The 22,135-nt window shown below is 64.0% G+C and carries 18 protein-coding genes; 5 read left to right on the top strand and 13 right to left on the bottom strand.

From position 1 onward, the window contains the following. Positions 1-243: 243 nt before the first annotated feature. From nudE to DQ397_RS04365, 3 genes are all read right to left on the bottom strand, one after another. Positions 244-795, bottom strand: a complete 552-nt coding sequence (nudE, locus tag DQ397_RS04375; RefSeq protein ID WP_148921496.1) for an ADP compounds hydrolase NudE — start codon at positions 793-795, stop codon at positions 244-246. A 106-nt stretch (positions 796-901) separates the two neighbouring features. After that, entirely contained in the window at positions 902-2,029 is a 1,128-nt protein-coding gene (locus DQ397_RS04370; protein ID WP_043215874.1) for a helix-turn-helix transcriptional regulator, read from the bottom strand. A gap of 138 nt (positions 2,030-2,167) precedes the next feature. Beyond that, entirely contained in the window at positions 2,168-3,211 is a 1,044-nt protein-coding gene (locus DQ397_RS04365) for a Rieske 2Fe-2S domain-containing protein (protein WP_043215875.1), read from the bottom strand. A 203-nt stretch (positions 3,212-3,414) separates the two neighbouring features. Here DQ397_RS04365 and DQ397_RS04360 point away from each other — a divergent pair, with 203 nt between their 5' ends. Together DQ397_RS04360 and DQ397_RS24470 are read left to right on the top strand one after the other, a co-directional pair. Next, positions 3,415-4,341 carry an alpha/beta hydrolase gene (locus DQ397_RS04360; protein ID WP_043215877.1) on the top strand — a complete coding sequence of 309 codons (927 nt, stop codon included), beginning with the start codon at positions 3,415-3,417 and terminating at the stop codon, positions 4,339-4,341. Positions 4,342-4,435: 94 nt separating this feature from the next. Continuing rightward, the gene (locus DQ397_RS24470; RefSeq protein ID WP_167358108.1) at positions 4,436-4,609 is read left to right on the top strand and encodes a hypothetical protein; all 174 of its coding nucleotides are present in this window, start codon (positions 4,436-4,438) and stop codon (positions 4,607-4,609) included. Between the two features lie 5 nt (positions 4,610-4,614). On the opposite strand, the gene DQ397_RS04355 is transcribed toward DQ397_RS24470, so the two are convergent. Then, positions 4,615-5,205, bottom strand: a complete 591-nt coding sequence (locus DQ397_RS04355) for a TetR/AcrR family transcriptional regulator (RefSeq protein WP_052352527.1) — start codon at positions 5,203-5,205, stop codon at positions 4,615-4,617. A gap of 161 nt (positions 5,206-5,366) precedes the next feature. Here DQ397_RS04355 and DQ397_RS04350 point away from each other — a divergent pair, with 161 nt between their 5' ends. Next, positions 5,367-7,124: an FAD-binding protein gene (locus DQ397_RS04350; protein WP_148921495.1), complete on the top strand. Its 1,758-nt coding sequence runs from the start codon at positions 5,367-5,369 to the stop codon at positions 7,122-7,124. A 61-nt stretch (positions 7,125-7,185) separates the two neighbouring features. Here the strand turns inward: DQ397_RS04350 and DQ397_RS04345 are convergent, their stop codons facing one another. The 3 genes from DQ397_RS04345 to DQ397_RS04335 form a co-directional block, all read right to left on the bottom strand. Further along, entirely contained in the window at positions 7,186-12,033 is a 4,848-nt protein-coding gene (locus DQ397_RS04345; RefSeq protein ID WP_052352522.1) for an inverse autotransporter beta domain-containing protein, read from the bottom strand. Positions 12,034-12,567: 534 nt separating this feature from the next. After that, a complete protein-coding gene (locus DQ397_RS04340; RefSeq protein ID WP_043215421.1) occupies positions 12,568-13,323 on the bottom strand; it encodes a glucose 1-dehydrogenase in 756 nt (251 codons plus the stop codon). A 61-nt stretch (positions 13,324-13,384) separates the two neighbouring features. Continuing rightward, complete coding sequence (locus DQ397_RS04335) at positions 13,385-13,888, bottom strand: VOC family protein (protein ID WP_043215419.1); 504 nt, start codon at positions 13,886-13,888, stop codon at positions 13,385-13,387. A 311-nt stretch (positions 13,889-14,199) separates the two neighbouring features. Between DQ397_RS04335 and DQ397_RS04330 the strand changes: the two genes are divergently transcribed. Then, positions 14,200-14,943, top strand: coding sequence for a hypothetical protein (locus DQ397_RS04330; protein WP_043215418.1), 744 nt, complete (start codon positions 14,200-14,202; stop codon positions 14,941-14,943). 143 nt (positions 14,944-15,086) lie between these two features. Here the strand turns inward: DQ397_RS04330 and DQ397_RS04325 are convergent, their stop codons facing one another. The 4 genes from DQ397_RS04325 to DQ397_RS04310 form a co-directional block, all read right to left on the bottom strand. After that, entirely contained in the window at positions 15,087-15,239 is a 153-nt protein-coding gene (locus DQ397_RS04325) for a DUF3309 family protein (protein ID WP_043215415.1), read from the bottom strand. Between the two features lie 109 nt (positions 15,240-15,348). After that, a complete protein-coding gene (locus DQ397_RS04320) occupies positions 15,349-15,891 on the bottom strand; it encodes a WYL domain-containing protein (protein ID WP_043215413.1) in 543 nt (180 codons plus the stop codon). A gap of 199 nt (positions 15,892-16,090) precedes the next feature. Further along, entirely contained in the window at positions 16,091-16,999 is a 909-nt protein-coding gene (locus DQ397_RS04315) for a LysR family transcriptional regulator (RefSeq protein ID WP_043215411.1), read from the bottom strand. A gap of 61 nt (positions 17,000-17,060) precedes the next feature. Further along, positions 17,061-18,485 (bottom strand): PLP-dependent aminotransferase family protein, encoded by a 1,425-nt coding sequence (locus DQ397_RS04310; RefSeq protein WP_043215409.1) that lies wholly within the window; start codon positions 18,483-18,485, stop codon positions 17,061-17,063. A 439-nt stretch (positions 18,486-18,924) separates the two neighbouring features. Between DQ397_RS04310 and DQ397_RS04305 the strand changes: the two genes are divergently transcribed. Next, a complete protein-coding gene (locus DQ397_RS04305; protein WP_043215407.1) occupies positions 18,925-20,334 on the top strand; it encodes an amino acid permease in 1,410 nt (469 codons plus the stop codon). 51 nt (positions 20,335-20,385) lie between these two features. Here DQ397_RS04305 and DQ397_RS04300 read toward each other — a convergent pair whose 3' ends face one another. Together DQ397_RS04300 and DQ397_RS04295 are read right to left on the bottom strand one after the other, a co-directional pair. Then, positions 20,386-21,135, bottom strand: coding sequence for a FecR domain-containing protein (locus DQ397_RS04300; protein WP_148921494.1), 750 nt, complete (start codon positions 21,133-21,135; stop codon positions 20,386-20,388). A 73-nt stretch (positions 21,136-21,208) separates the two neighbouring features. After that, positions 21,209-22,129, bottom strand: a complete 921-nt coding sequence (locus DQ397_RS04295) for an AraC family transcriptional regulator (protein ID WP_148921493.1) — start codon at positions 22,127-22,129, stop codon at positions 21,209-21,211. Positions 22,130-22,135 lie beyond the last annotated feature (6 nt).

Genomic DNA, 22,135 nt, shown 5'->3' with positions numbered 1-22,135 from the left:
TCGCGCAGCGCCCTTCGGCGTGAGCCGAAGTCGCGAGATGGAGGCTGGCGTAGCCAGCCGGAGGCCGCGAAGCCCCGTAAGACACCGCAGCGAGGGGACCCGGTGCGAAGCGCCGGGCCGGATGTGGGAGCCAGCGGTTTTTGCCTACTTTTGCCCAAGAGCAAAAGTAGGTCGCCGTAAAGGCGAAAAGCGCCAGTGGCGCCACCGCTAAAACCCGATATCCACACAACCTGAAAGCCCAACTCACCCCCGCTGCGCAATCACCCCCATCGCCATGAACAACGCTGCAATAGCCCGAGCCTCATGCAGCTCACCCGTGGCCACCAGCTTGGGAACGTCCGCCAAAGCCACCGCCAAACACTCCAAAGGCTCCGGCTCATCCCCACCGTCATTGCCGCAAGGACTGAGCTGCTCAGCCAGCACCACCCGACAACGGTGACACAGATGCCCCGGCGCCAAGGTCAGCTCACCCAGCTCGGTCAGCCGACCGGCCCGCAGGCCGACTTCCTCACCCAACTCACGCTGCGCCGCCTCCAAATAGCCCTCACCGGTATCGGCACCGCCCTTGGGCAAACCGAGAATGGTGCCTTCGACCCCCACCGCATACTCGCGCACCATCAGCACATGCTGCGGATCCGGCATGGCCACCAGCAGCACCGAGCGGTAGCCGGTACCACGCAGGCGCTCGTAGACGCGATGCTGACCATTGCTAAAGCGCAGGTGCAGGGCTTCGATCTGGAAGTGGCTGCTCTGGGCCAGCAGCTCGGTCTTGAGGATGGTTGGGCTCTGGCGCATGGCGGGGCCTCTGGCGACGGAAAGCGACAGGGCTACTGTGCGCTGCCAGCCGGCACCTGCCATCGTCCGAGCGGACGATGGCCAGGCAGGGGGGTAGGGCGGGGCTTCAGCCCAAGGTGGCGACGCTGCGCAGAATCAACCGCACGAGCATGGTCTGGCGTGTGACGCCGGTCTTGGAGAAGGTCGAGCGCAGGTGCGCACGCGAGGTATTGCGGCTGATGCCCAGTTCCTCGGAGGCTTCGTCGAGGGTCAGGCCGTTGGCCAGCAGCATCGCCAACTGGGTTTCGGCCGGGGTGAAGTCGAACAGGGCGCGGACGATCTCCTGGGGCGCCGAGGATTGCTGCTCCGGGTCGCTGATGAAAATGACCACGGTCGGGCATTGTTTGCCCTCGCTCCAGGCCGACAGCGGTACTGAACGCACGATGATGCCCAGGTCGGCACGCCCGGAGGGGCGCTTGACGCGCATGGCCTCGACCACCGACGCCAGGTTGCCCTTCTGCGAGAGCATGGCCTGGCGCACCAGGCGACGAAACTCCTGGGTATCCCGGGCGCTGCCGACCTGCAACCCATCATTGACCTGCTTGATGCCGTCCTTTTCCTGCAGCAGGCGCTCGGCCACCTGGTTGGTCTGCAGCACCTTGCCGGTGTCGTCGAGGATGATCGTGCCCACGGCCATCTGGTCGACGGCGCCGGCGTACAGGTTGCGTTCAGTCTCGATGCGGTTGAGCTGCATGTGCAGCTTGATCGAACGTTCCAGGTGCGGGATGAACCGCGCCAGCAGGTGTTTTTCCGATTCGACGAAGGGCGCATCGTCACGCCCGCGGCTGATACGCAGGCGGCACTGGGCGCCGTCGTTGGTGTTGATATCCACCCCCAGGATGTGAAACACATCCACCGGCTCCAGGAAATTGCGGAAGAACTCCGACTGCTTGAGCTCGGCCTCGGGCATGAAGTCGGCCAGGGCCACCACTTCCCGGTTGGGCAGCCCGACGAACGGGTCCAAGGCGAAGAAGTGTTTGTTGTAGGACGCGGTGGCGTCGCTGGAGCTGCCGGTGGTGCTGACCATCAAGCCGTCGACCTGGGTGCTGGGCGGGCGCAGGATGAAGGTGACGTACTTGCTGTGCAGCAGGCTGTTGAGCTGATTGAGAAAGGTGACCCAGGGGATGGATTCCAGCGGGCCCTCGTAGAGCTGGCCGACCAGCTCGCTGAAGTCTTCGAAACTGAGAGTCTGCATCGGTGGTTACCGCTTCTTATTATTAGCATTGGCGCCGCGAGCATATAGGCAGCCCTTGTCCGCGCGCAATGTCCTGTTGCGGGGGCCCGACAGCCGCCCGTTCGGGCGGTTGCCAGGTTGTGCCAGGCGGTGTAACGGTCAAGCGCGCTCGCGGCTGCGCACGACGAATTGCTTGCAGTCGCGGGTCTCATCGGCCAGCAAGGCGACGTCGGTGTAGAACTGCTCGTACCAGCGACGCAGCTGGTACACCGGGCCGTCGCCGTCGCACAGCAGCGGGTTGTCGACGCGGGTCTTGGTGTGCCAGATGGCCACATCCTCGTAGAAGGCTTCCTGGGCCTGCTTGACGTAGGCCTTGGCGATGGCCTGGTTTTCCTCCTCGGACAGTCCTGGGATTTTCTTGACCAGCACGCCATAGCGCAGGGTGAAACTGTTCAGGTCGATCGGTACGTGGCAATTGAGCAGGATCGAGTGGATCGGCTGCCCGCCCATGGCACCGGTCATTTCCGTGATCTGGTAGGCCGGGCCATAGTAGGTGGCCACGGTGGTCAGCTCGCTGTCACCGGACAACCGCTCGCTGCGCGCCCGCATGATCTGGGCGGCGGTGTGGCCCTCGAAAACGTTGCTGAATTCATCGACCGGTGCGCCATGCACGCTGCCGAAGTGCGCCATGTCGGCGACGTTATCGATCAGTTCGCGGCAGTTGGTGTCGATCTTCAGATCGGCGATTTCCCAGTGGGCCCAGGCGTCGTCGAAACAGGCGTCGATGCGTGGGATGGCCTGCTCGGCGATCGGCGGGTTGCCTTCGGGATCGTTCCACACGAACAGCAGATGGTTCTGCTCCATGATCGGCCAGCGCTTGATCTTCGCCCGTGGAGGAATGCGCTTGGCGTAGGGGATGTCGTCGCACACGCCGTCGGCGTTCCAGCGCCAGCTGTGGAAGGGGCAGCGGATGGCGTTGCCTTCGATGCAGCCGGTGCTCAGGTCAGCGCCCATGTGTGGGCAATAGCCGTCGAGAATGTTGAGCTGGCCGTCCTCGCCCTGGAAGGCCACCAGGCGGGTGCCGAAGACATCCAGGCGGTGCGCCTTGCCATCACGGTATTGCGCCGCCAGGCCCAGGCAATGCCAGCCGCGCGCGTAGCGGTCCTCCAGCAGTTTGGCTTCGATACGGTGCAGCGTGCTCATGTTGTTGTTCTCCGGTCTTTGTTGGGGCCGCCGGCCGTACCACGCCACCTTGGTCACTGGCAGCTCGGTTGGCGGTACTGATGCACCCGAGTGATTCTGCCGCGCGTGACGCATCGGTCATCGTCTGAACGGACGATGGCCGCCGTCGACGGTGCCGATCTACTGGCGTGCATGCCTACCTCGCAACGTTCAAGGAGAGCGCCATGCCCCTCGATAACCAGCTGGCCGCCGTGCTCCAGGGCTTCACCGCCCAGGTCGAGCCGGACTACGCCACCCTCGATGCCGTGCAATACCGCCTGCACGCCGACAACCTGATGCCGCCGCTGCCGGGGACGGACATGGCCGAAGTGCGCGACCTCCAAGTGGCCGGGGCGGCGGGCCTGCTGCCGGCGCGCCTGTACCGCCCGGTGGCCCGCGAGGACTTGCCGCTGCTGGTGTTCTTCCATGGCGGCGGCTTTGTCATCGGCACCCTCGACACTCACGACAACCTGTGCCGCGCCCTGGCCCTTGAGACCCGCGCGGTGGTGGTGTCGGTGGGCTATCGCCTGGCGCCGGAGGCGCGCTTCCCGGCGGCGCCCGAGGACAGCTACGCCGCCACGTGCTGGTTGGTCGAGCAGGCCGATGCGCTGGGGGTGGACGCCCGCCGCCTGGCGGTGGCCGGGGACAGCGCCGGCGGCAACCTGGCCATTGCCGTGAGCCGGCTGGCCCGGGAGCGCCAGGGCCCGGCGATCCGTCACCAATGCCTGTTCTACCCGGTGACGGACGCGGCGTGCGACAGCGCGTCCTATCGCGACTTCGCCGAGGGCTACCTGTTGTCGCGGGCAATGATGGGGTGGTTCTGGGCGCAGTACCTGGAGCGCCCGGAGCAGGGCGCCGACCCCTTGGCCTCGCCGCTGCGCGATGACGATTTGCAGGGCCTGCCGGCCACCACGCTGCTGACCGCCGAGTACGACCCGCTGCGCGATGAGGGCGAGGCCTTCGCCGAGCGCCTGCAGGCGGCCGGGGTGGCGGTGCGTTTGCAGCGCTGCGACGGCATGGTGCATGGCTTCGTCAGCCTGGCGCCGTTCGTCGAGGCGGCCGCCCGAGCGTTGCAGGGGGCTGCGGCGGACATCCGTCGGGCGCTGTCGTGAAATTGATCCGCCTCGTCCGTTTGGACGAGGCGGGCCGAGAACGTCGCTTCTAGTCTGGCTTCACAACGTCTCCCTCGCGCATAGAGGCATGGCCATGAAAACAACAACAAGATTTTGCCTGACCCTGATCGTGTGTGCCTTCGCCGCCGCCTATGTGGCCGCGGTCACACGCCCCTTGCCCATGCCGCTGAGCATGGCCTACTACTGCCAGCCCAATTACCAGCCGTGCTACATGCCGGTGCCCAGTTCCATGCGCCTGTTGCCCTGACGGGCTCAGGTACCGATGTGGTGCAGCAGGCGCAATTGCTTGCGGATCTGCTCGGGCGCCTCGGGCACCAGGCAGTAGGCCAGGCATAGCCGGCTGATCAGGGCGATGCTGTCGTCCAGGCTGACGCTGGCGCCGTGGCGCTGCACGTGCCGCTCGAAGGGGCCTGCCAGCACTTGCTGCCACAACGGCGCGATGTCCTCGAGGATGTAGGCGAACACCTCGGGGCTGGCCGCCTTGGCCAGGTAGCCCTGGTGAAACCCACCCCGGTGCTGGTCGCGGTAGCGCACGGCAAAGCACAGGCATTCCTCCAGGTAGCGCTCGAAGTCGTCCTCGAAGCTGACCAACTGCTCCTGCATGGCACTGAAGAATCCGGCGTTCTCGCTGCTGATCACTGCCTGTACCAGTGCCTGCTTGGTGGCGAAGTAGCGGTAGAGCGTGCGTCGGGAGATATTCGCCCGGCGCGCCACGTCGTCGATGGCAAACCCCTCCGGGCCCATCTCGCTCATCGCCGCCAGGGCGCATTCGAGGATCTGCTGGCGCCCTTGCTCGGCACTGTCCATACGGCTGGCATCGCCCCAGCGCAGTTGTCGGGTCATGGCGGAACCTTCTGTGATCATTGGAAGTGGCGGCGATTGTCGCACTTAATGGCACGGCTGCAAGTTTTTGTGTCATCGCAATGGCTCATAAATAAAAAAATGTGACATAGTGCGATCTCCATGGAATCGCGGCCAGCGGCCGCCAGCGGGGAGGTGCATCGATGAACAATGACAATCAGCAGGCTGTGCACTGGGACGCCGTCTACGACGTGGTCGTGGTCGGTTCAGGCGCTGGGGCCATGACTGCGGCGCTACGGGCCCACGACCAGGGGCTGTCGGTATTGATGGTGGAGAAGGCCGCCGAGTACGGCGGCACCACCGCCATCTCCGGGGGCGGGATCTGGATCCCCTGTAACGACCAGATCGAAGGGCTCGGTGGCAACGATTCGCGGGAAGAGGCCCGGGCCTACCTGCGTGCCACGGTCGGCGAGGACTACGATCCAGCGCGCATCGAGGCTTATCTGGAGCATGGCCCGCGCATGGTCGGCTACCTGGCCGCCCAGGCGCAGACGTACTTTCGCGCCGTGGAGCGCTACCCGGACTACTACCCCGAACGCGAGGGCGGCAAGCCCGGCTACCGCACCATGGAGCCGGCGAGCTTCGATGCGGCGCGCCTGGGGGATGAATTCCAGCGCCTGCGCGCGCCGTCGCCTGCGACCTTGATCGCCGGGCGCATCGCCATGACTCAGGTCGAGGCCCACACCATTCTGGCCAAGGAGCCCGGCTGGCTGTGGCTCACCGCGCGCCTGGGCCTCAAATACATGGCCGACTTTGCCTGGCGCCGGCGCACGCGGCGTGATCGGCGCTTGACCCTGGGCAACGCCCTGGTCGCCAGCCTGCGCGTGGCGATGCAGGCGCGGCAGATCGAGTTGTGGCTGCAAGCACCGATGCGCAGGCTGTTGAGCCACGGGGGCAAGGTGACGGGGTTGGTGGTCGAGCGTCAGGGCCAGCCGTTGAACGTGCGCGCGGCGTTTGGAGTGATCCTCGGGTGCGGCGGCTTCGAAGCCGACCAACCAATGCGCGAGCAGTACCTGCCCAGCCCGACCCGCGCCGAATGGACAGCTGCGCCGCCGATCAACACGGGCGACGGCATCCGCGCAGGCCTTGCGCAGGGGGCGGACGTGGCGCTGATGGACCATGTATGGGGCGCACCCACCGTGCGGGTGCCGGGCGAGGAGAAGCAACGGGCGCTGTTCGTCGAGCGGGCGTTTCCGCGGTGCATCCTGGTCAATGGCCGGGGCGAGCGCTTCGTCAACGAGGCCGCGCCGTACCCGGACATCATCTACGCCATGTACGCCGACCAGGCGCGCACCGGCGCCAACGTGCCGGCCTGGCTGATCTTCGATGCCGAATACCGCAAGCGCTACCCCTGTGGTGTGCTGCTGCCAGGCTCGGTGCAGCCGGACAGCAAGATTCCCGAGGGTTGGCTGGACAACGTCATCTACCGCGCCGACAGCCTGGCGGCGTTGGCGGGCAAGATCTGCGTGAGCGCGGCGGGGCTGGGGCAGAGCGTGCAGCGCTTCAACCAGATGGCAGCCCAAGGTGTGGACACCCAGTTCGGCAAGGGCGACAGCCTGTTCGACCGCTATTACGGCGACAGCAATTGCCGGCCCAACCCGTGCCTGGGGCCGGTGGAGCGGGGGCCGTTCTATGCCCTGCGCATCGATGCCGGCGAGCTGGGCACCAAAGGCGGCCTGCGCACCGACGCCGACGCCCGCGTGTTGCGCGCGGACGGGGCGGTGATCGAAGGGTTATATGCCATCGGCAATACCAGCGCGGCGTTGATGGGCAAGACCTACCCAGGGCCAGGGTCGACCATCGGGCCGGCGATGACGTTTGGTTTCATCGCGGCCGATCATCTGGCTCGGCGGGTGCCGATTGAGCAGGGGAGAGGGGTAGAAAGATCGTGCGTTAAATAGCGGGGATACTCCTGGTCTAGGCTGGTCAAATAAAAAGCCCCGGTAAGAACCGGGGCTTGTTTTAGAGTCGCCAGCAAAGGAGGCGGACCGGTTTGGTCAAGTCTCCGGGATCGTCAGGCGAGTTGTTGAATTTTGTTCCTGGCAAACGGTTCCAGCCACCAGCCGCATGAATCAAGAAATAATCATCTGGTGTCAGTTCCTCCCATTCTCTGAGCACGCCCTTCATTTTCGGGACTCCCACCTCTCCCGTATAGGCTCTATCGCCCACAGTTATCATCGACATTGCGCGGCACTGGTCCTCAAGTTCGGCGGGTGTTAACGACATACTTTTTTCGCCTATATGGAACCAACCTGTATGAGTGAAATTATAGGTCAGCTCCACATTGCTGGTCTTTCGCTTGGCCTTGAGAGTCACGCCTATGATACCGATTGGTGGTTCGGAAATGAACTTGAACCGGCCTGCTCCTTGGGAGGCCAACCAACTCACACTAGATGTCCATTCATAGTCGTCAGGGTTGGCATTCCCCGAGATCTTCAAAGTGAACTCCGCACCTAAGTAGCCTGTGTTTGGGAACCCACTGTGTTCCGGGAAGGAGAGAATCGTGCCATACGCATTAACAGCGCCGCTAAATGCGATACTCAACAATTCGAATGCGGCGTATTTGCTCCACTGTTTACCCTCGATATGCGGCACTACCTTGTATTGCCCGTTTAATTTTCCATTCACATCACCTGACACCCAGGAAGTGTAGACACCTGAGGTTCCTGATTCAGTAATGTCGCCGAATGAGATGCTGGTTTCTGGGTTATTGCCCTTATCCAAGGCTACAAATGTGATTTTATCCGCAATTCCACTGACCGGCTGGCCGGTATCGTCCGCCACGGTGAAGGTAATCTCGCTCTTGTCGACACCATCTGCACGGACCACGTCCTTGCTTACTTGGATTTTAGAATGAGCCTCCGATGGCGGGCCGGCAGCGTACAACTCGAAAGGCTGCGCTAGAGCCGTCAGGTCCACCGAATCGGCCTGTGGCGTCACGGTATAGGTGCCTACCCGCGTGCCACCCAACGATGCCTCGTACACACCAGTGGTGCCGATTTCCGTGATCGCGCTGACATCGACATCGCCTGGCGCTGGTGTGCCGGCAGTGCCTTCGACAATGAACTTCAGCTTGCTCGCGATGCCGGTGACCGGATTGTTGTGCGCGTCCTGGGCCGTGAAGGTCAGTTTGCTGGTATCTCCGCTGCCAGCGTGTACGCGGGGTGGATTGGCGGTGAAGCTCGACGTACCCGGTGCGACCGGGCCGGCTATCAGGGTCACGGTTTCGCTCAGGCTGCCGACAGCGGCACCCTCGAACACTGGCCTTACGGTCCAGGTATCGACCTTGGTCCCGCTCAGCTTCGCTTCGTACACGCCCGGTGAGGTTTCTTTCACCTCGGTGACAGTGATATCAGAGCCAGCATCGCCGCCGCTGCTGTCCTTCACGCTGAAGGTCACTTTGTCGGCGCTCTTGGTGACCGGGTTGTCCTTGGCGTCCATGGCGGTGAATGTCAGAACCGAGTAAACGCTGCCGCTGGCTTCGATGGGGGTCGGTGCGGCGGCAAAGCTCGACCGGCTGGCGTCCGGTGCATCGGGCGTCAGGGTCACCTTGGCTGCGAGGCTACCGATGGCGCTGCCCTTGAGCTGTGGGGTGACGGTCCAGACATCGGCCTTGCTCCCTTTGAGCGTCGCGGTGTACGTACCCGGGGTGGTTTCCTTGAGGGGTTCCACGGTCACGTCGCTACCCGCCGCACCGCCAGCGCTGTCAGTTACGTTGAAGGCAAGGTCGCCAACGATACCGGTGACCAGGTTGCCTTTGGCGTCCTTGGCAGTGAAGGTCAGTTCGGACGGGGTGGAACCATTCGCTGTGATGGTGTCCGGGGCGGCGGCGATCGTCGAGGTGCCTGCGTCCACCACGCCAGCGATCAGCATCACTTTCTCGCTCATGCCGGTGGCGGCGCCGTCGAGGATGAGCGCCACGGTCCAGGTGTCGGCCTTGCTGCCTTTGAGGGTCGCGGTATAGGTGCCTGGCGCGGACTCGCTCAGGTTCTCGATGGTGACGGCTGTGCCGGCCTCCTGGCCATGGTCGTTCTTCACGGTGAAGGTGAGCTTGGTTGCCAGGCCAGAGATCGGGTTGTTCTTGGCGTCCTTGGCGCTGAGAGTGAGCTGCGAGCTGTCGCCGCCGTTGGCAACGATAGGGTTTGGTGCGGCGGTGAATTTGGACAGGGTAGTGTCCAAGGTACCGGCAACCAAGGTCACGTCGGTGGCCAAGCCGCTCAAGGCGCTGCCTTCGAGCTGTGGGGTCACGGTCCAGACTTCGGCCTTGGTGCCGCTGAGCTTGGCGGTGTAAATGCCTGGGGTGGTTTCCTGCAGACGGGTGATGGTCACTTCGGAACCCGCCGGTGTGCCGAAGCTGTCGCGCACATCGAAGCTCAGGTTTGCCGCGATGCCGGAAACAGGATTGCCCTGGGCATCTTTGGCCTCCAGTTTAAGGTCGGATTCGCCAGTCCCTACCACGACGGAGGGTGGGTTGGCAGTGAAAGCCGATTTGCCGACGTCCACTGCGCCCGGCTCCAGGATTACCTTCTCTTCGATACCCAGGGCGGCACTTTCAAAGAGTGGCGTTACTGTCCAGGTGTCGGCTTTGGTCCCGCTCAGGTTCGCCTTGTAGACGCCTGGCGCGGATTCGGTCAAGGCGGTGACGGTGACGTCGGAACCTGCATCCGCGCCGCTGTCGTTCTTCACGCTGAAAGACAGTTTGTTGGCGATGTCGGAGATCGGGTTGTCTTCAGCGTCCTTGACGGTGAGCGTCAGGACCGAAATGGCGCCGCCGCTCGCTTCGATGGGGTTCGGCGCGGCGCTCAAGCTCGAGCGTATCGCCGCGATGGGGCCAGCGGTGAGGGTGACGGTGCCTTTGAGCGTGCCGAGGGCGCTGCCTTTGAATTGCGGGGTGACGGTCCACACACCGGCCTTGGTGCCGGAGAGGCGTGCGCTATAGCTGCCAGCGGTGGTTTCGGTGACTTGACCGAGGGTGATGCCGGTGCCTGGCGAGGTGCCGGCAGCATCCTTGATGGCGAAAGTCAGTTGGTCGGCGATGTCCGGGACCGGATTGCCGTCGGCATCGTTGGCCGTCAGGGTGAGGGTGGCCACGGTGGTGCCGCTGGTGTCGATCTCGTCGGGAGCGATCTTGAAAGTGGAGGTGCCGGCGTCGGGTACCCGGTCCATGATCGCGATGTTGGCTTGAGCCAAGGCGGTGTTCTGGACCGACGGCGTGAGGGTCAGGGCCTCCGGCAGGGTGCCGGCGGTGACGGTCACTTCGTACACCCCGACCGATTTACGGCTGAAGTCCGAGACCTTGGCGCCGGTGCTCGCGGTGCCACGGGTCACGGCCATGCTCAGGTCGCTCAGCGGCACATCGATCAGGCCGTCCTGGGCGTCGCGCACGGTCAAGGTCACCACCTGGACGCCACCTTTGGTCGGCACGACGCTGTCGGTGGGCAGGAAGGTGCTGCGCGCGGCATCGAACACCGGCGCGTTGACCGTGACTTGTGTTTCGCTGCGGTTGGAGCGGTTGCCTTGCTTGTCCACGGCCACGCCATGCAGGGTGTAGGTGTTCACGGCCTGGGCACCGGTGCGGTATTGGGGCAGGGTCAGTTGATAGTCGCTGCCGCCCAGGTGCTCGATCTTGCCACCGGCTTGCAGCAAGGTGGCGGCGCTCCAGTCGATGCGCTCCAGGCCGTACTTGCTCTGCACCGTCACTTGCAAGGACTTGCGTTCGCCACTGGCCCCGGCCAGCTGGCGGGCGACGTTCAGGCGAATGACTTCTTTCTTGCGGTATTCGAGCACGATGTTGTTGTTGCGCTCGACCAGGTCGTAGCGGCTGCCGGCCAGGGTGCGCATGGCGGCGACTTTGCTTGGGTCGGTCTGCTTGCTCCAGCTCTGGCCCAGGCTCCAGTTGAACTGCATGCCGAACTGGGTATCGCTGGCACCGGCGTTGCCCCGACGTTGCTCGGCGCTGAAGGTGAGCAGGGGGATCGGGGTGTAGGTGACGCCGGTGGTGATGGCGTGCGGGTTTTTCTTGCGGTTGTCCTTGCCGAACAGGCCGACTTCGCTGCCGTAGTATTTCTCGTAGGTCAGCTTGCCGCCCAGCTGTGGCATGGACGGCAGCCAGCCTTCGGCGCGCACGTCCCAGCCGTTGGCTGGACGCTCTTGGTAGTCGTCCAGGTCCGGCGAGGTGCGCCAGCTGCTCAGGCGGTGGTAGCCGTTGGCGCTGAGCTTGAGGTAGTCGCGCCAATACTCAACGCCCACGCCCAGGCGCGAGTGGCTGCGCGAGAGGTCGTGATCGAAGAAGGTGTTGGCGCCGAGCATGTAGCCATCGTTGAAACGACGCACGCCCACACCCAGGTTGGCCTGGTTGCGGTCGTCGGTGCGGTGGATGCTGCCTTGGGTGAAGAGCAGGTGTTTCTCTTCGTCCCGGACCGGCAGCAGCAGGTCGAGGGAGGAACTGGCCAGGGAGAGCTTGTCATCGACGTCGATCTGCACGCGGGCGGTGCCGAAGCGGCTCAGCCATTCCTGGGTCTGGGTGCTGACTTCGCTGGCCGCCATGCCACGGGCCATGGACGCGGCGGCGTCGGCCTTGTTGACGTCCGAGGTGAGGAAGTTGGCGGTGCCGTTGGCCAGGCTGGCGGCCTTGCGGGCCTGTTCTTCGTCCTGGTTGTCCAGCGTCTCGCGGGTCACACCGTTGGAATTGAGCTCCGGCAAGGGCATGCGCTGTGCGCTGAGTGCTTTCAGACGGTCACTGTCGGCACCGGCGTGGGTGGAGGTAAGAGCAACGGTCAACGGCAAGGTGGCCTGGATGGCGATATTCATCCAGGTCAATGCTCGAGTGGTAGATGACAGTTGCGAGGGGACGCGTTTAATCATTAGAGGTTCCGAAAGTTCTCCAAACGCCGAGTACAGGCGAACGCCTGCATCACCCGTCGTGAATTACAAACGGCAAGGAAAGTTGCAGGGGAAACTTCGCCCCTGACTTTCTATCGGGTTGATGAGCCAGCGTTGTTATTCGCCATGGCGATGCAGGCAAATGTCTGGAACCCACAAAAAACAAGCCATCCAGCGATGCGGCGTCGAACTTGAAGTGTCTTGTGAGTTACAGGTCTGTTAGTCGAAAGACCGCAGACACGTTAGGCGTTGGAGTATTCGAAGAGTACGGGACGAACCGGCTGGAACTGTGGGAATGATCCACTTTTGTTGAGTTTGATAACTTTTGGAAGTGGAGGTGTAGGGCAACGCTATAGGTGGCGGTGAAGGGGCTGAAATAGGCGGGTGAAGTTGCCTTACTCAGCATAGGGCGGGGTAACTGTAAGTGCCTGGGCGCGCAGCGCGCACCCAGGGGTTGGACTCTCAGCCAAAGGAAGTACCAGCGAGCATCCCGCCGTCGATGATGAACTCGGAGCCGGTGCAATAGCTGGACTCGTCACTGGCCAGGAACAACACCAGGTTGGCCACTTCCTCGGGCTGGCCGATACGCGGAATCGGCAGGCCTTTGTAGACCTGCGCCGGGTCGAAATCGGCCATTTCCGGTGGACGTGACATGACTGTGTCGATGCCGCCCGGGTGCACCGAGTTGACCCGGATCCCCGAGGCGCCCAGCTCCAGGGCGGCTGCCTTGGTCATGCCGCGCACGGCGAACTTGCTCGAGGAGTAGGCCGTGCCATAGGCCACGCCTTCCATGCCGGCGGTGGAGGACACGTTGACGATCGAGCCGCCGCCGGCCTGGCGCATGGCTGCCAGCACCGACTTCATGCCTAGCCAGCAGCCAACCTGGTTGACCTCGATCACCCGCCGGTAGTCCTCCAGCGAGCAGTGCTCCAGCGGCGCCATGCGCAGGATGGCGGCGTTGTTGACCAGCACATCGAGTTTGCCGAACTGCGCCTGGGTCACCTCGACCGCCGCCTGCCACTGCTCGGGCTGGGTGACGTCCAGCGGTTGGAAGCGCACGGCATCACCCAATTCGGCGGCCAAGGCCCGGCCTTCGGCTTCCAGTACATCGGCGATCACAACTTTTGCGCCCTCGGCGACGAAACGCCGAGCTTCTGCTGCGCCCTGGCCGCGTGCGGCACCGGTGATCAGGGCGACTTTGCCTGCCAATCGACTCATCGTGTAGCTCCTTTTGTTGTTATCAAAGGGCCCCGGTGCTCGCACCGGAGCAGGGGAATGCTCAGCCGGCGAACACCCGCACTGGCTGCTCGCCATTCCAGTCGCGGGCTTGAGCGATGCCGTGGTCGATCATCTGGCGCAGGCCTGCGCCTTCGATGACTTCGAACAGCACGCCTGGCTCATTGGGGTTTTGCAGGTAGCAGACGCGGGTGGTGGCGTTGCCGGCTTCGAATACCGGTTGCAGCCCACGCTCGCGCAGGTTGGCGACGGCGCTGTCCAGCTCGTCCACCAGCCAGGCCATGTGGTGCAGGCCCCGGGCGTCGCGGTAAGGGGAGGGGCCGTCGCTGGTGGTGTGGATCAGCTCGATCTGCAGGCCGCCCTGATAGGCCAGGCCCACGTTCATGCGAACCTCCACGGCCTGGCCTTGATAGATGCCCTCAAGCTGGACATCGCGAAACACCGTCCAAGGTCCGACGCCCAGTTGCAGCCAATGGTCGATGCTCTGGTCCAGGTCCTGGACCACGAATCCGAGCTGATCGAAGGCTTGCGGAGCAGGGTGGTGCATGGCGCGCGTCCTCTCTATGTCACGTATTTATTATTTTGTGTCGGCATAATGGCACAAAATAATAAATGTGTGTCATTTAGGCAACGAACTTCGTCGCCTCGCGACATGATCCGGCTGGGGGCCGCGCTGCAGCCCATCGCAGGCCTCCCCAGCTCCTACAAAATGCGACATAGGCCGCAGTGGGATTAGGCGAAGCCAGCGATGGGACACCCGCAGCCCCACGTTTCTCGCCCTTGCCCCCGTCCCCGAACCTTGGCACCCTTTGCCGGCCATTGCGTATCGCCAATACAGCAACAAAAGGAACCGCCAAGGTGAGCTGGGAAAAAGTCGGGAAAGCCCTCGTGGGCGTGCTGGTCGTCGCGACCTCGGTTGCTGCGCTGTCTGTGGCGCTCAAGGACGACAGCGGTCTTGAGGCGCGTCTGACCTACGCCTACCTGACCTATCCGAGCCAATTCAGCGAACGCATCAGCACCACCAACGATCTGCTCAAATACGAGCGCCTGCACGCCCAGGTGAGCGCCATCGGCAAAGGCGCGTTGAACCATCAGCAGGTCGACAAGCTGGTCGACCTGGCCCAGGCGCCTTACCTGCAACTGTTCGCCAAGCCCTTCGAGGCAGGGTTGGTGGACCATCGCACCGGCCTGCTCATCGAGCTGCGCAACAAGGGCCAGACGCCGCTCAAGAACGTGCACATCCGTCTGCCAGCCAAGGGGCTGGTACAGATTCGCGACGACGCCGGCAACGACAACATCCTTCAGGCGCCGACCAGCACGATCGATATCGACGCGATCGGGCGGGAAGGGGCGTGCAAGGTGTGGGTGTACTTCGACTCCGACTACTCGCTGATTCGCCAGGGCGGGATCAGCATTCGCCATGCCGGCGGGGCGGCGGATGTGCAGGTGTACCGGGAACTGGTGGGGTTCCCGGCCTGGGTCGGGCGCTATAGCCGCGAGGTCAGTGTGCTGGTGGCGGGGCTGGCGGTGGCTGTGCTGGGGTTGTGTGCTGTGTGCCTGAGGCAGCGGCGCAAGCTGGCGCGTCTTCGCAAGGCTGTCTGATTCGCGGCGCCTGCTTCGCGGGTAAACCCGCTTCCACAAGGGCTGTTCCGAGCCCGCTTCTTGGGTGAGCCCACTCCCACTGGCACTAGCGCAAGCCGTGTGGGAGCGGGTTTACCCGCGAATCGGCCGCTACCGGCACACACTCATATGTAGCCGATCAACAACAACACCAACAGCACGACCAGCACCACGCCGATGATGCCGGAAGGGCCGTAGCCCCAGGCGCGAGAGTGGGGGAACACAGGCAAACCACCAATCAACAGCAGGATCAGGATGATGATGAGGATCGTGACCATGGTTGAATCCTTGCGTCAGTGGATGGGAAGGGGCCCGGCAATGTTGGCCTCTTGTTAAGTCCGACTGTTGCGTGAACGCAAAGATTCCATCGAATCCCGGATCTTCGCTTCAGGTGTTTTCCTCGTGCAGGTCCAGGCTCTGGCGCAGCAGCTCGAGCATGGCACTGCGCAGCGCCTCGGGCGCCTGAACGCGGATCGCGCCAGCCTGGGACAGCAGCCAGCCCATCAGCGTGGCGTTGTCCTGCACTGTGGCGGTGAGTTGGGCGCCGCCATCGGGCAGGGCGTTCAGGCGCATGTCCGCGGCCAAAGGCTGTCGTTGCAGGCGCAGGGCCAGGGCATCGTCGACCCAGGCCTGCAATTGCACCGATGGTGCGCTGGCCAGCTCGTTCGGTTGCAGAGGGCGAACCTCGCCCAGGGTCAGGCCCGGCTTCCAGTGCCAGCCATAGGGCATGCCTTTGGCATTGCATTGCAATGGGAACAGGGTCGCCAGTTCGTTGAGGTCGCGTTCGACCGTGCGCTTGGTGGTCTTGTGGCCGATCCTGGCCAGTGCCGCTTGTAATTGGGTGGCGCTCATGCCGGGGTGACGATGGGGCAGCAGGTTGAGCAGCTGCCATTGGCGAGCGACGGTGTGGCGGGTGGTATGGCTGGGCAACGCGGCATCCTTGTCGGGCAGTAGGCTGATCGCTCAGCTAGTGGCGATTGGCTATGCCGGGTAGCATACACAAGCTGGCAGATCGGATCCAACTTGTGGCGATGGCGGCGGGGGCGATATGGGCTGAGGGTTTGGGGCCGTTGTGCGGCCCATCGAAGGCGTCCGCCAGTTCCTAGGGGAGGCTACGCCGTCCTTGTGCTTACGCCAGGCTTTCGCACAGCCCCTCGATGAAGGCTTGCTCGGCCCTGCTCATGCGCTGGTCGCGGTTCCATAGCAGGTGCACATCCACGTCGGCGATGCCGTCGAGCGGCGGCAGTTTCCACAGCAGTCCGGCGGCCACGTCCTCCTGCACACCATGTTCGGGCAGGCAGCCGATGCCGAACCCGGCGATCACCAACCGGCGCACTTCCTCGAAGCTGGGCGAGGAGGCGACGATGCGGCCGGTGAAGCCTTGCTGGTCACGGAAGATGGTCAACGGCGAGAGCATGCCGCCGATCTGGTCGCTGCTGAAACTGACGAAATTCTCCTGCTTGAGGTTGCCCTCCAACTGCCCGAACAAGCGATGGTGCTTGCCGCAGAAAAATGCATAGCGCTGGCGCTGGAGCAGGCGCTGCTCGAGGCGGGCATGGCGGTGGCGGCTCAGGCTCAGGCCGGCGGTGGCGGTCTTTTCCTGCAGCGCGGCGACGATGTCGGTGCTGCGCATCACCTCGATCTCCATCTCCACCCGCGGGTACTGCTGGTGAAAGCGCGCCAGGAAGTCATCGAAGCGCTGACAGCACAAGCGGCTGATCATCAGCAGGCGTACCTTGCCGACCACCTCCGCGCTCGGCTGCTCCAGCAGCCCGCTGATCTGCGCGACCTGCCCATACACTTCGCCCGACAGCTCGAACAAGCGCTCGCCCACCTCGGTGAGCACGAAGCGTGGTCCGCGGCGGGCGATCAGCGGGCGACCGAGCTGCTCTTCCAGGCGCTTGAGCGCCTGGCTCACCGCCGGTTGGGTCAGGTGCAGGCGCGCGGCGGCGCGGCTGATGGAGAGCTCCTGGCCGATCACCCGGAAGGTGCGCAGCAGGTTCCAGTCGAGGCGGTCGTTGAAGGGGCGGTTGGGCATGGTGGGGTTCGATGATCAACGGGAGAGACTTGAGTTTAGCGGCGCGTGGCAGGGCCGGGGGCTACAGCCCGCCCCGGCGCACATGCTTGACCAGCACCTTCTCCAGCAATTCCCACATGGCCGGCTCGGTGCTGAAGGCCACGTTGAAGCGCATCCAGCCGGTGGCCTTGGCGTCGACCATGAACAACTGGCCGGGCCCGAGCATGATGCCTTGCTCCAAGGCATCGTCCAGCAGCGCGGCGCTGTCCGGGATGGCGGGATGGCGGGTCCAGATGTACATGCCTTCGTCGGACTCGGTGAACAGCTCGAAGCCCAGCCGATGCAGGTGCCGGCCAACTTCCTGGTGGGCTTCGGCCAGGCGTTGGCGCAGGCGCTTGAGGTGCTTGCGCCAGCGGCCGTCGATGATGGCTGCATACACCACGCGCTCCATCACCTGGGAGGTGGTGAGCCCAGAGCGCATCTTCAGGTGCAGCAGCTGTTGCATGAGTTCAGGGTTGGCCAGCAGGTAGCCGACCCGCACATTAGGCGAGATGCTCTTGGAGTAGCTGCCCACGTACACCACCTGTTGCAGGTGATCGAGGCTGGCAAGGCAAGGTTGCGGCTCGGCGATCATGTCGGCGTACAGGTTGTTCTCCACCAGACGCAAGCCATGGCGGGTGGCCAGTTGCAGCAGGCGATGCAACTGGGGCAGAGGTGTACGCGAACAGGTGGGGCTGTGCAGGTGCGGCTGGGTGAAGAACGCCGTGGGTCGGTGATGGGCGAGCAGGCGCTCCAGGTGGTCCAGGTCGTAGCCGGCCGGGGTGCGCGGCACGCCCAGCAGGGTTGCGCCCTGGGTGCGCAGGATACTCATCAGGTTGGGGTAGCCGGGGTCGTCCACCAGCACCACATCGCCTGGACGTACCAGGGTGCGCACGGCCAGGTCCAAGGCTTGGCTGGCGCCGTGGGTGAGCATCAACTGTGCAGGATTGGCGACGATCGACAGCTCTTGTTGCAGGTTCTGCGCGGTCAGCACACGCAGCTCGGGCAGGCCCATGGGGTCGCCATAGCCGGACAGTTCCAGGGGGCTGCCGGCCACCTGGCGCAGGCCACGACGCAGGCCGTCTTCGTACATCCAGTCGTTGGGTAGCCAGCCGCAGCCGGGTTTGTACGGCAACTGGCGGGTTTCGAAGATCTGTTGCAGATACCACTCGGAGTTGAACGTCGGCCGGGTGGTGTCGGCCTCCTGATGCTGGGTGTCGAGCAACTCGCTCGCTGCACGGTTGACGAAGAACCCCGCGTTGCCGCGACTGACCAGCAGGCCTTGGGCCACCAAGCGGTCATAGGCTTCGACCACGGTGAACGTGCTCACCGAGTAGGTGGCGGCGAAGGCGCGGATCGACGGCACCTTGGCGCCAGGCTTGAGGGTCTGCTTGTCGATCAGCTCGCGCAATCCATCGATGATCTGGTTGACCAGCGGCGTGGAAGAGTCGGGGTGTAGTTGCAGCATTCGGGTGCCTTCAGGGGTGCGTATCGCCAAGCGCCTGCAGGGTGTTGCGGGTGTATTGCATTGGCGGCCTGTACAGTGCAGTGCGTATTTCGTGCCACTGTGCATGGCTCTGGGTGGCAGACATTTTTACATTACGTGTCAGTTATCGCCACCAGCGTACATGTCAGCGTCATGCACAATCACAAATTCGCTGCTTTGCCGTCGAGGTTTGCCTCGCACCTTCATTTCGTCGCACCGAGCCGTTGCCGCTCGGCCAGCACAGGTTTCAGTTCGTCCGGGGGCCAGCCTTCGGACGCGTAAGCAGGCCGCCATGGAAGGCCTGCGTGTGCCCCAGAGCACACCTTCCTGCCCGCATAAGTACTGATGTTAGGTGAGACCGATAGCCATCGGGGTTTCACAGTTTTTCCTTGGATAAAAAGAAGCACGGGGTACACAACTGATGGACGCAACATCCACATCCACCACCGCGAAGGGAGCGCACGAGAGCAAACTCAGTGCCTCGCTCAAGTCGCGCCACCTGACGATGATGTCGATCGCCGGGGTCATCGGCGGCGCCTTGTTCGTCGGTTCCGGCAGCGTGATCCACAGCGCCGGACCTGCTGCGGTCCTGGCCTACCTGGCCGGCGGCATCCTGGTGGTGCTGATCATGCGCATGCTCGGCGAGATGGCGACTTCCTCGCCAGACACTGGCTCGTTCTCTACCTACGCCGACCGCGCCATCGGCCGCTGGGCCGGTTTCACCATCGGCTGGCTGTACTGGTGGTACTGGGTCATCCTGATGGCCTGGGAAGCCTACGTGGCGGGCAAGATCCTGCATGGCTGGTTCCCTGGCGTCAGTGTCAACGTGTTCGTGCTGGCCACGACCTTGGTGCTGATCACGGTCAACTTCTTCAACGTCAAGCACTACGGCGAGTTCGAGTTCTGGTTCGCGCTGATCAAGGTGGTGGCGATCGTCTGCTTCCTGACCGTGTGCACCGCGGCGGTGTTCAACATCTGGCAGTTCGGTGAAGTGCGTGGCATGAGCCACCTGACCGCCGAAGGCTTCATGCCCAATGGCATTACCACGGTGATCGGAGCGCTGCTGGGGGTGATGTTCGCCTTCCTGGGCGCGGAGATCGTGACCATCGCGGCGTCCGAAGCCAAGGATCCGTCCACCCAGATCGTCAAGGCGACCAACTCGGTGGTCTGGCGTGTGTGCCTGTTCTATGTGGGTTCGATCTTCCTGATCGTCTGTCTGGTGCCGTGGAACGACCCGCACCTGGGTGAGTCCGGCTACGGCGCCTACCGTCGTACGCTGGAGCTGCTGGGTGTGCCGTACGCCGAGCTGTTGATGAACTTCGTGGTGCTGACCTCGGTGAGCAGCTGCCTGATCTCCGGCCACTACACCGCCTCGCGCATGCTGTTCTCCCTGGGCCAGCGTGGCGATGCACCGTCGATGTTCAAGATCACCCGCGCCGGTACCGGCGTGCCGGTGTACGCGATCATGGGCTCGTGCGTGGTGGCGATCTTCTGCGCGCTGATCAACTTCAGCGAGACCCTGCGTCCGAAGGACGTGCTGGAAACCCTAATGAACACCACCGGCATGATTGCCCTGCTGGTGTACCTGGTGATCGCCTTCTCGCAGCTGCGCATGCGTCGCAAGCTGCAGGCTGAAGGCAAGGAGATCCGCCTGAAGATGTGGCTGTTCCCGTGGCTGACCTACCTGGTGATCGCCTTCATCGTGGCGGCCCTGGTGACCATGGCGTTCATGCCTGACTACCAGATCCTGGTGATCTCCACCGGTATCGCTGCGGCCATCGTGGTGGCCATGGGCGTGGTGCACCAGATCCGTACCGGCAACCGCCACTAAGGCGTTCTTGCTGCATGACGCGGCCGGCTCCCCTCGGGGACCCGGCCGTTTTCATTTTTGCGCGTCCGACCGGCTCACCACGGTCAGCCAGCGGGTGTAGGTGTCTACTTTGATGGGCAGCTCGGCACGCAGCTCGGCCAGGGCCTGGTCGCTGTCGTCCAAGGGCAGGTCGCGCCAGACCCGCAGGCCTTGTAACGCCTCGGCGTCGAACCACAGCAATCCCTGACGGTGACGGGCCAGGCGCTCCAGGGTCTCGCTCAGGGGCTGGCCGTCTGCGGGCAGGCGCTGCAGATGCCAGGCCGCCTGCAAGGTGCCGCTGTCCACGCTCCCCAGGGTGCCGGGGCCGCTGGCCTCCAAGCGCAGGTGCTGGCCTTCGTGCAATGACAAATGGCCGGTGTCGCCCTCGAGGTCGGCCTGGCCTCGCAGCACACTGACCTCGCTGACATCGCCCAGGCACTCGACGATCAATTGCCCCGCCAAGGGGCGCAAGGTGCCCTGCGGGGTGCTGATCCGAAAGGGGCGCGCATCGTCTGTGGCGATCTCGATCAATAGCTGGCCCTTGAGCAATTGCAGGTGCCGCTGGAGGGCATCGAATTCCACATCCACCGAAGAGCTGGCGTCGAGGGTCAGCAGGCTGCCGTCTTCGAGCTTGCGGGTCAGGCGGTGCTGGCTGTCGGTGGCAAGGTCGGCCAGCTCGAAGCCTTGGCCCATCCACGGAGAGGCGAGCAGGGCGGAGGCCGCCACCAGGGCCACAATGGCCAGGGGCAGGGCGAGGCGTGGAAACAGGCGGGGTGGGATCATGGGCGTGGGGCGTATTTCTGGCTGAGCTCAGTTCAAGCATAGCCCCCTGCGCAAGCCCAGGCCCTGCGCGGCGTCAGTGGTCTGGCGGGTCTTCGTGCTGGCGGCGATAGGCGCCGGGTTGCACGCCCACGGCCTTGGCGAACGCCCGGGTGAAGGCCGCCACCGATTGATACCCCACCTGGGCCCCGACTTGCTCCACGGTATTGCCGGCCTTGAGCAATTGACAGGCATGGCGCATGCGCAGCGCCAGCAGCACCTGGCCTGGCGATTGGCCGGCCAGATCGTTGAAGCGTTTGAAGAATGCCGAGCGCGAAAGGCCCGTGCAGGCGGCCATGCTTTCCAGCGTCCATGCCTGGCCTGGGCTGGCGATCAGTTGCTCCAGCAGCGTGGCGAAGGCTGGCTGGCGGGCGAGGGCGACCAGCCCGTGCAAGGCCTCCCCGGCATGCACCTGCTGGCGCAACACGTACAGGAACAACAGATGAGTCAGGCGCTCGAGCAACGTCTGCGAGGGCGCGGGTGGGCGGCGGCACTCTGCCAGGATCAACTCGAACAACGCCCGCGCGGCATGCCCGGCCGGGTCATCGGCGCGCAGCAGGATCCAGTCGGCCAGGCCGTCGACGATCAGCGTCGACAGCCCCGATTGAAAGTGAAAGAACCCACACACCAACCCGACGCCTTCCTCGGCCTGGCTGTCCAGAGGCTGCATGGGCTGTCGCGGCTGAGTGCAGGCGCTGGCCGGGTCGGCATCGCTGGAAAGCCGGTAGCCCAGGTCGCGCAGCAGGAACACCGCATCGCCACGTTCCAGGCGCACGGCCTCGGGATGGCCGTCGACATGCAGCCAGCAATGCCCCTGCACCACCAGGTGAAAACTGGCTCGGCCCATCCCCTGGGTGCTGGCATGCCAGCCGCCACAGTAGCGGCCCACATGGAACAGGCTGGCATCGAGCTCCAGGCGCTCTAATAACCAATCGACAAGATGGCTGGATGAAATCATCTAATG

This window comes from Pseudomonas sp. CK-NBRI-02 (assembly GCF_008124495.1).
Taxonomy (GTDB): Bacteria; Pseudomonadota; Gammaproteobacteria; order Pseudomonadales; family Pseudomonadaceae; genus Aquipseudomonas; species Aquipseudomonas guariconensis.
Note: the sequence above shows the minus strand (reverse complement) of the source record. Positions and strands in the feature narration are given on the sequence as shown.

Coding starts and splice junctions, on each gene's coding strand:
- nudE (WP_148921496.1), bottom strand. CDS start 795: ATGCGCCAGAGCCCAACCATCCTCAAGACCGAGCTGCTGGCCCAGAGC.
- DQ397_RS04370 (WP_043215874.1), bottom strand. CDS start 2,029: ATGCAGACTCTCAGTTTCGAAGACTTCAGCGAGCTGGTCGGCCAGCTC.
- DQ397_RS04365 (WP_043215875.1), bottom strand. CDS start 3,211: ATGAGCACGCTGCACCGTATCGAAGCCAAACTGCTGGAGGACCGCTAC.
- DQ397_RS04360 (WP_043215877.1), top strand. CDS start 3,415: ATGCCCCTCGATAACCAGCTGGCCGCCGTGCTCCAGGGCTTCACCGCC.
- DQ397_RS24470 (WP_167358108.1), top strand. CDS start 4,436: ATGAAAACAACAACAAGATTTTGCCTGACCCTGATCGTGTGTGCCTTC.
- DQ397_RS04355 (WP_052352527.1), bottom strand. CDS start 5,205: ATGACCCGACAACTGCGCTGGGGCGATGCCAGCCGTATGGACAGTGCC.
- DQ397_RS04350 (WP_148921495.1), top strand. CDS start 5,367: ATGAACAATGACAATCAGCAGGCTGTGCACTGGGACGCCGTCTACGAC.
- DQ397_RS04345 (WP_052352522.1), bottom strand. CDS start 12,033: ATGAATATCGCCATCCAGGCCACCTTGCCGTTGACCGTTGCTCTTACC.
- DQ397_RS04340 (WP_043215421.1), bottom strand. CDS start 13,323: ATGAGTCGATTGGCAGGCAAAGTCGCCCTGATCACCGGTGCCGCACGC.
- DQ397_RS04335 (WP_043215419.1), bottom strand. CDS start 13,888: ATGCACCACCCTGCTCCGCAAGCCTTCGATCAGCTCGGATTCGTGGTC.
- DQ397_RS04325 (WP_043215415.1), bottom strand. CDS start 15,239: ATGGTCACGATCCTCATCATCATCCTGATCCTGCTGTTGATTGGTGGT.
- DQ397_RS04315 (WP_043215411.1), bottom strand. CDS start 16,999: ATGCCCAACCGCCCCTTCAACGACCGCCTCGACTGGAACCTGCTGCGC.
- DQ397_RS04310 (WP_043215409.1), bottom strand. CDS start 18,485: ATGCTGCAACTACACCCCGACTCTTCCACGCCGCTGGTCAACCAGATC.
- DQ397_RS04305 (WP_043215407.1), top strand. CDS start 18,925: ATGGACGCAACATCCACATCCACCACCGCGAAGGGAGCGCACGAGAGC.
- DQ397_RS04300 (WP_148921494.1), bottom strand. CDS start 21,135: ATGATCCCACCCCGCCTGTTTCCACGCCTCGCCCTGCCCCTGGCCATT.
- DQ397_RS04295 (WP_148921493.1), bottom strand. CDS start 22,129: ATGATTTCATCCAGCCATCTTGTCGATTGGTTATTAGAGCGCCTGGAG.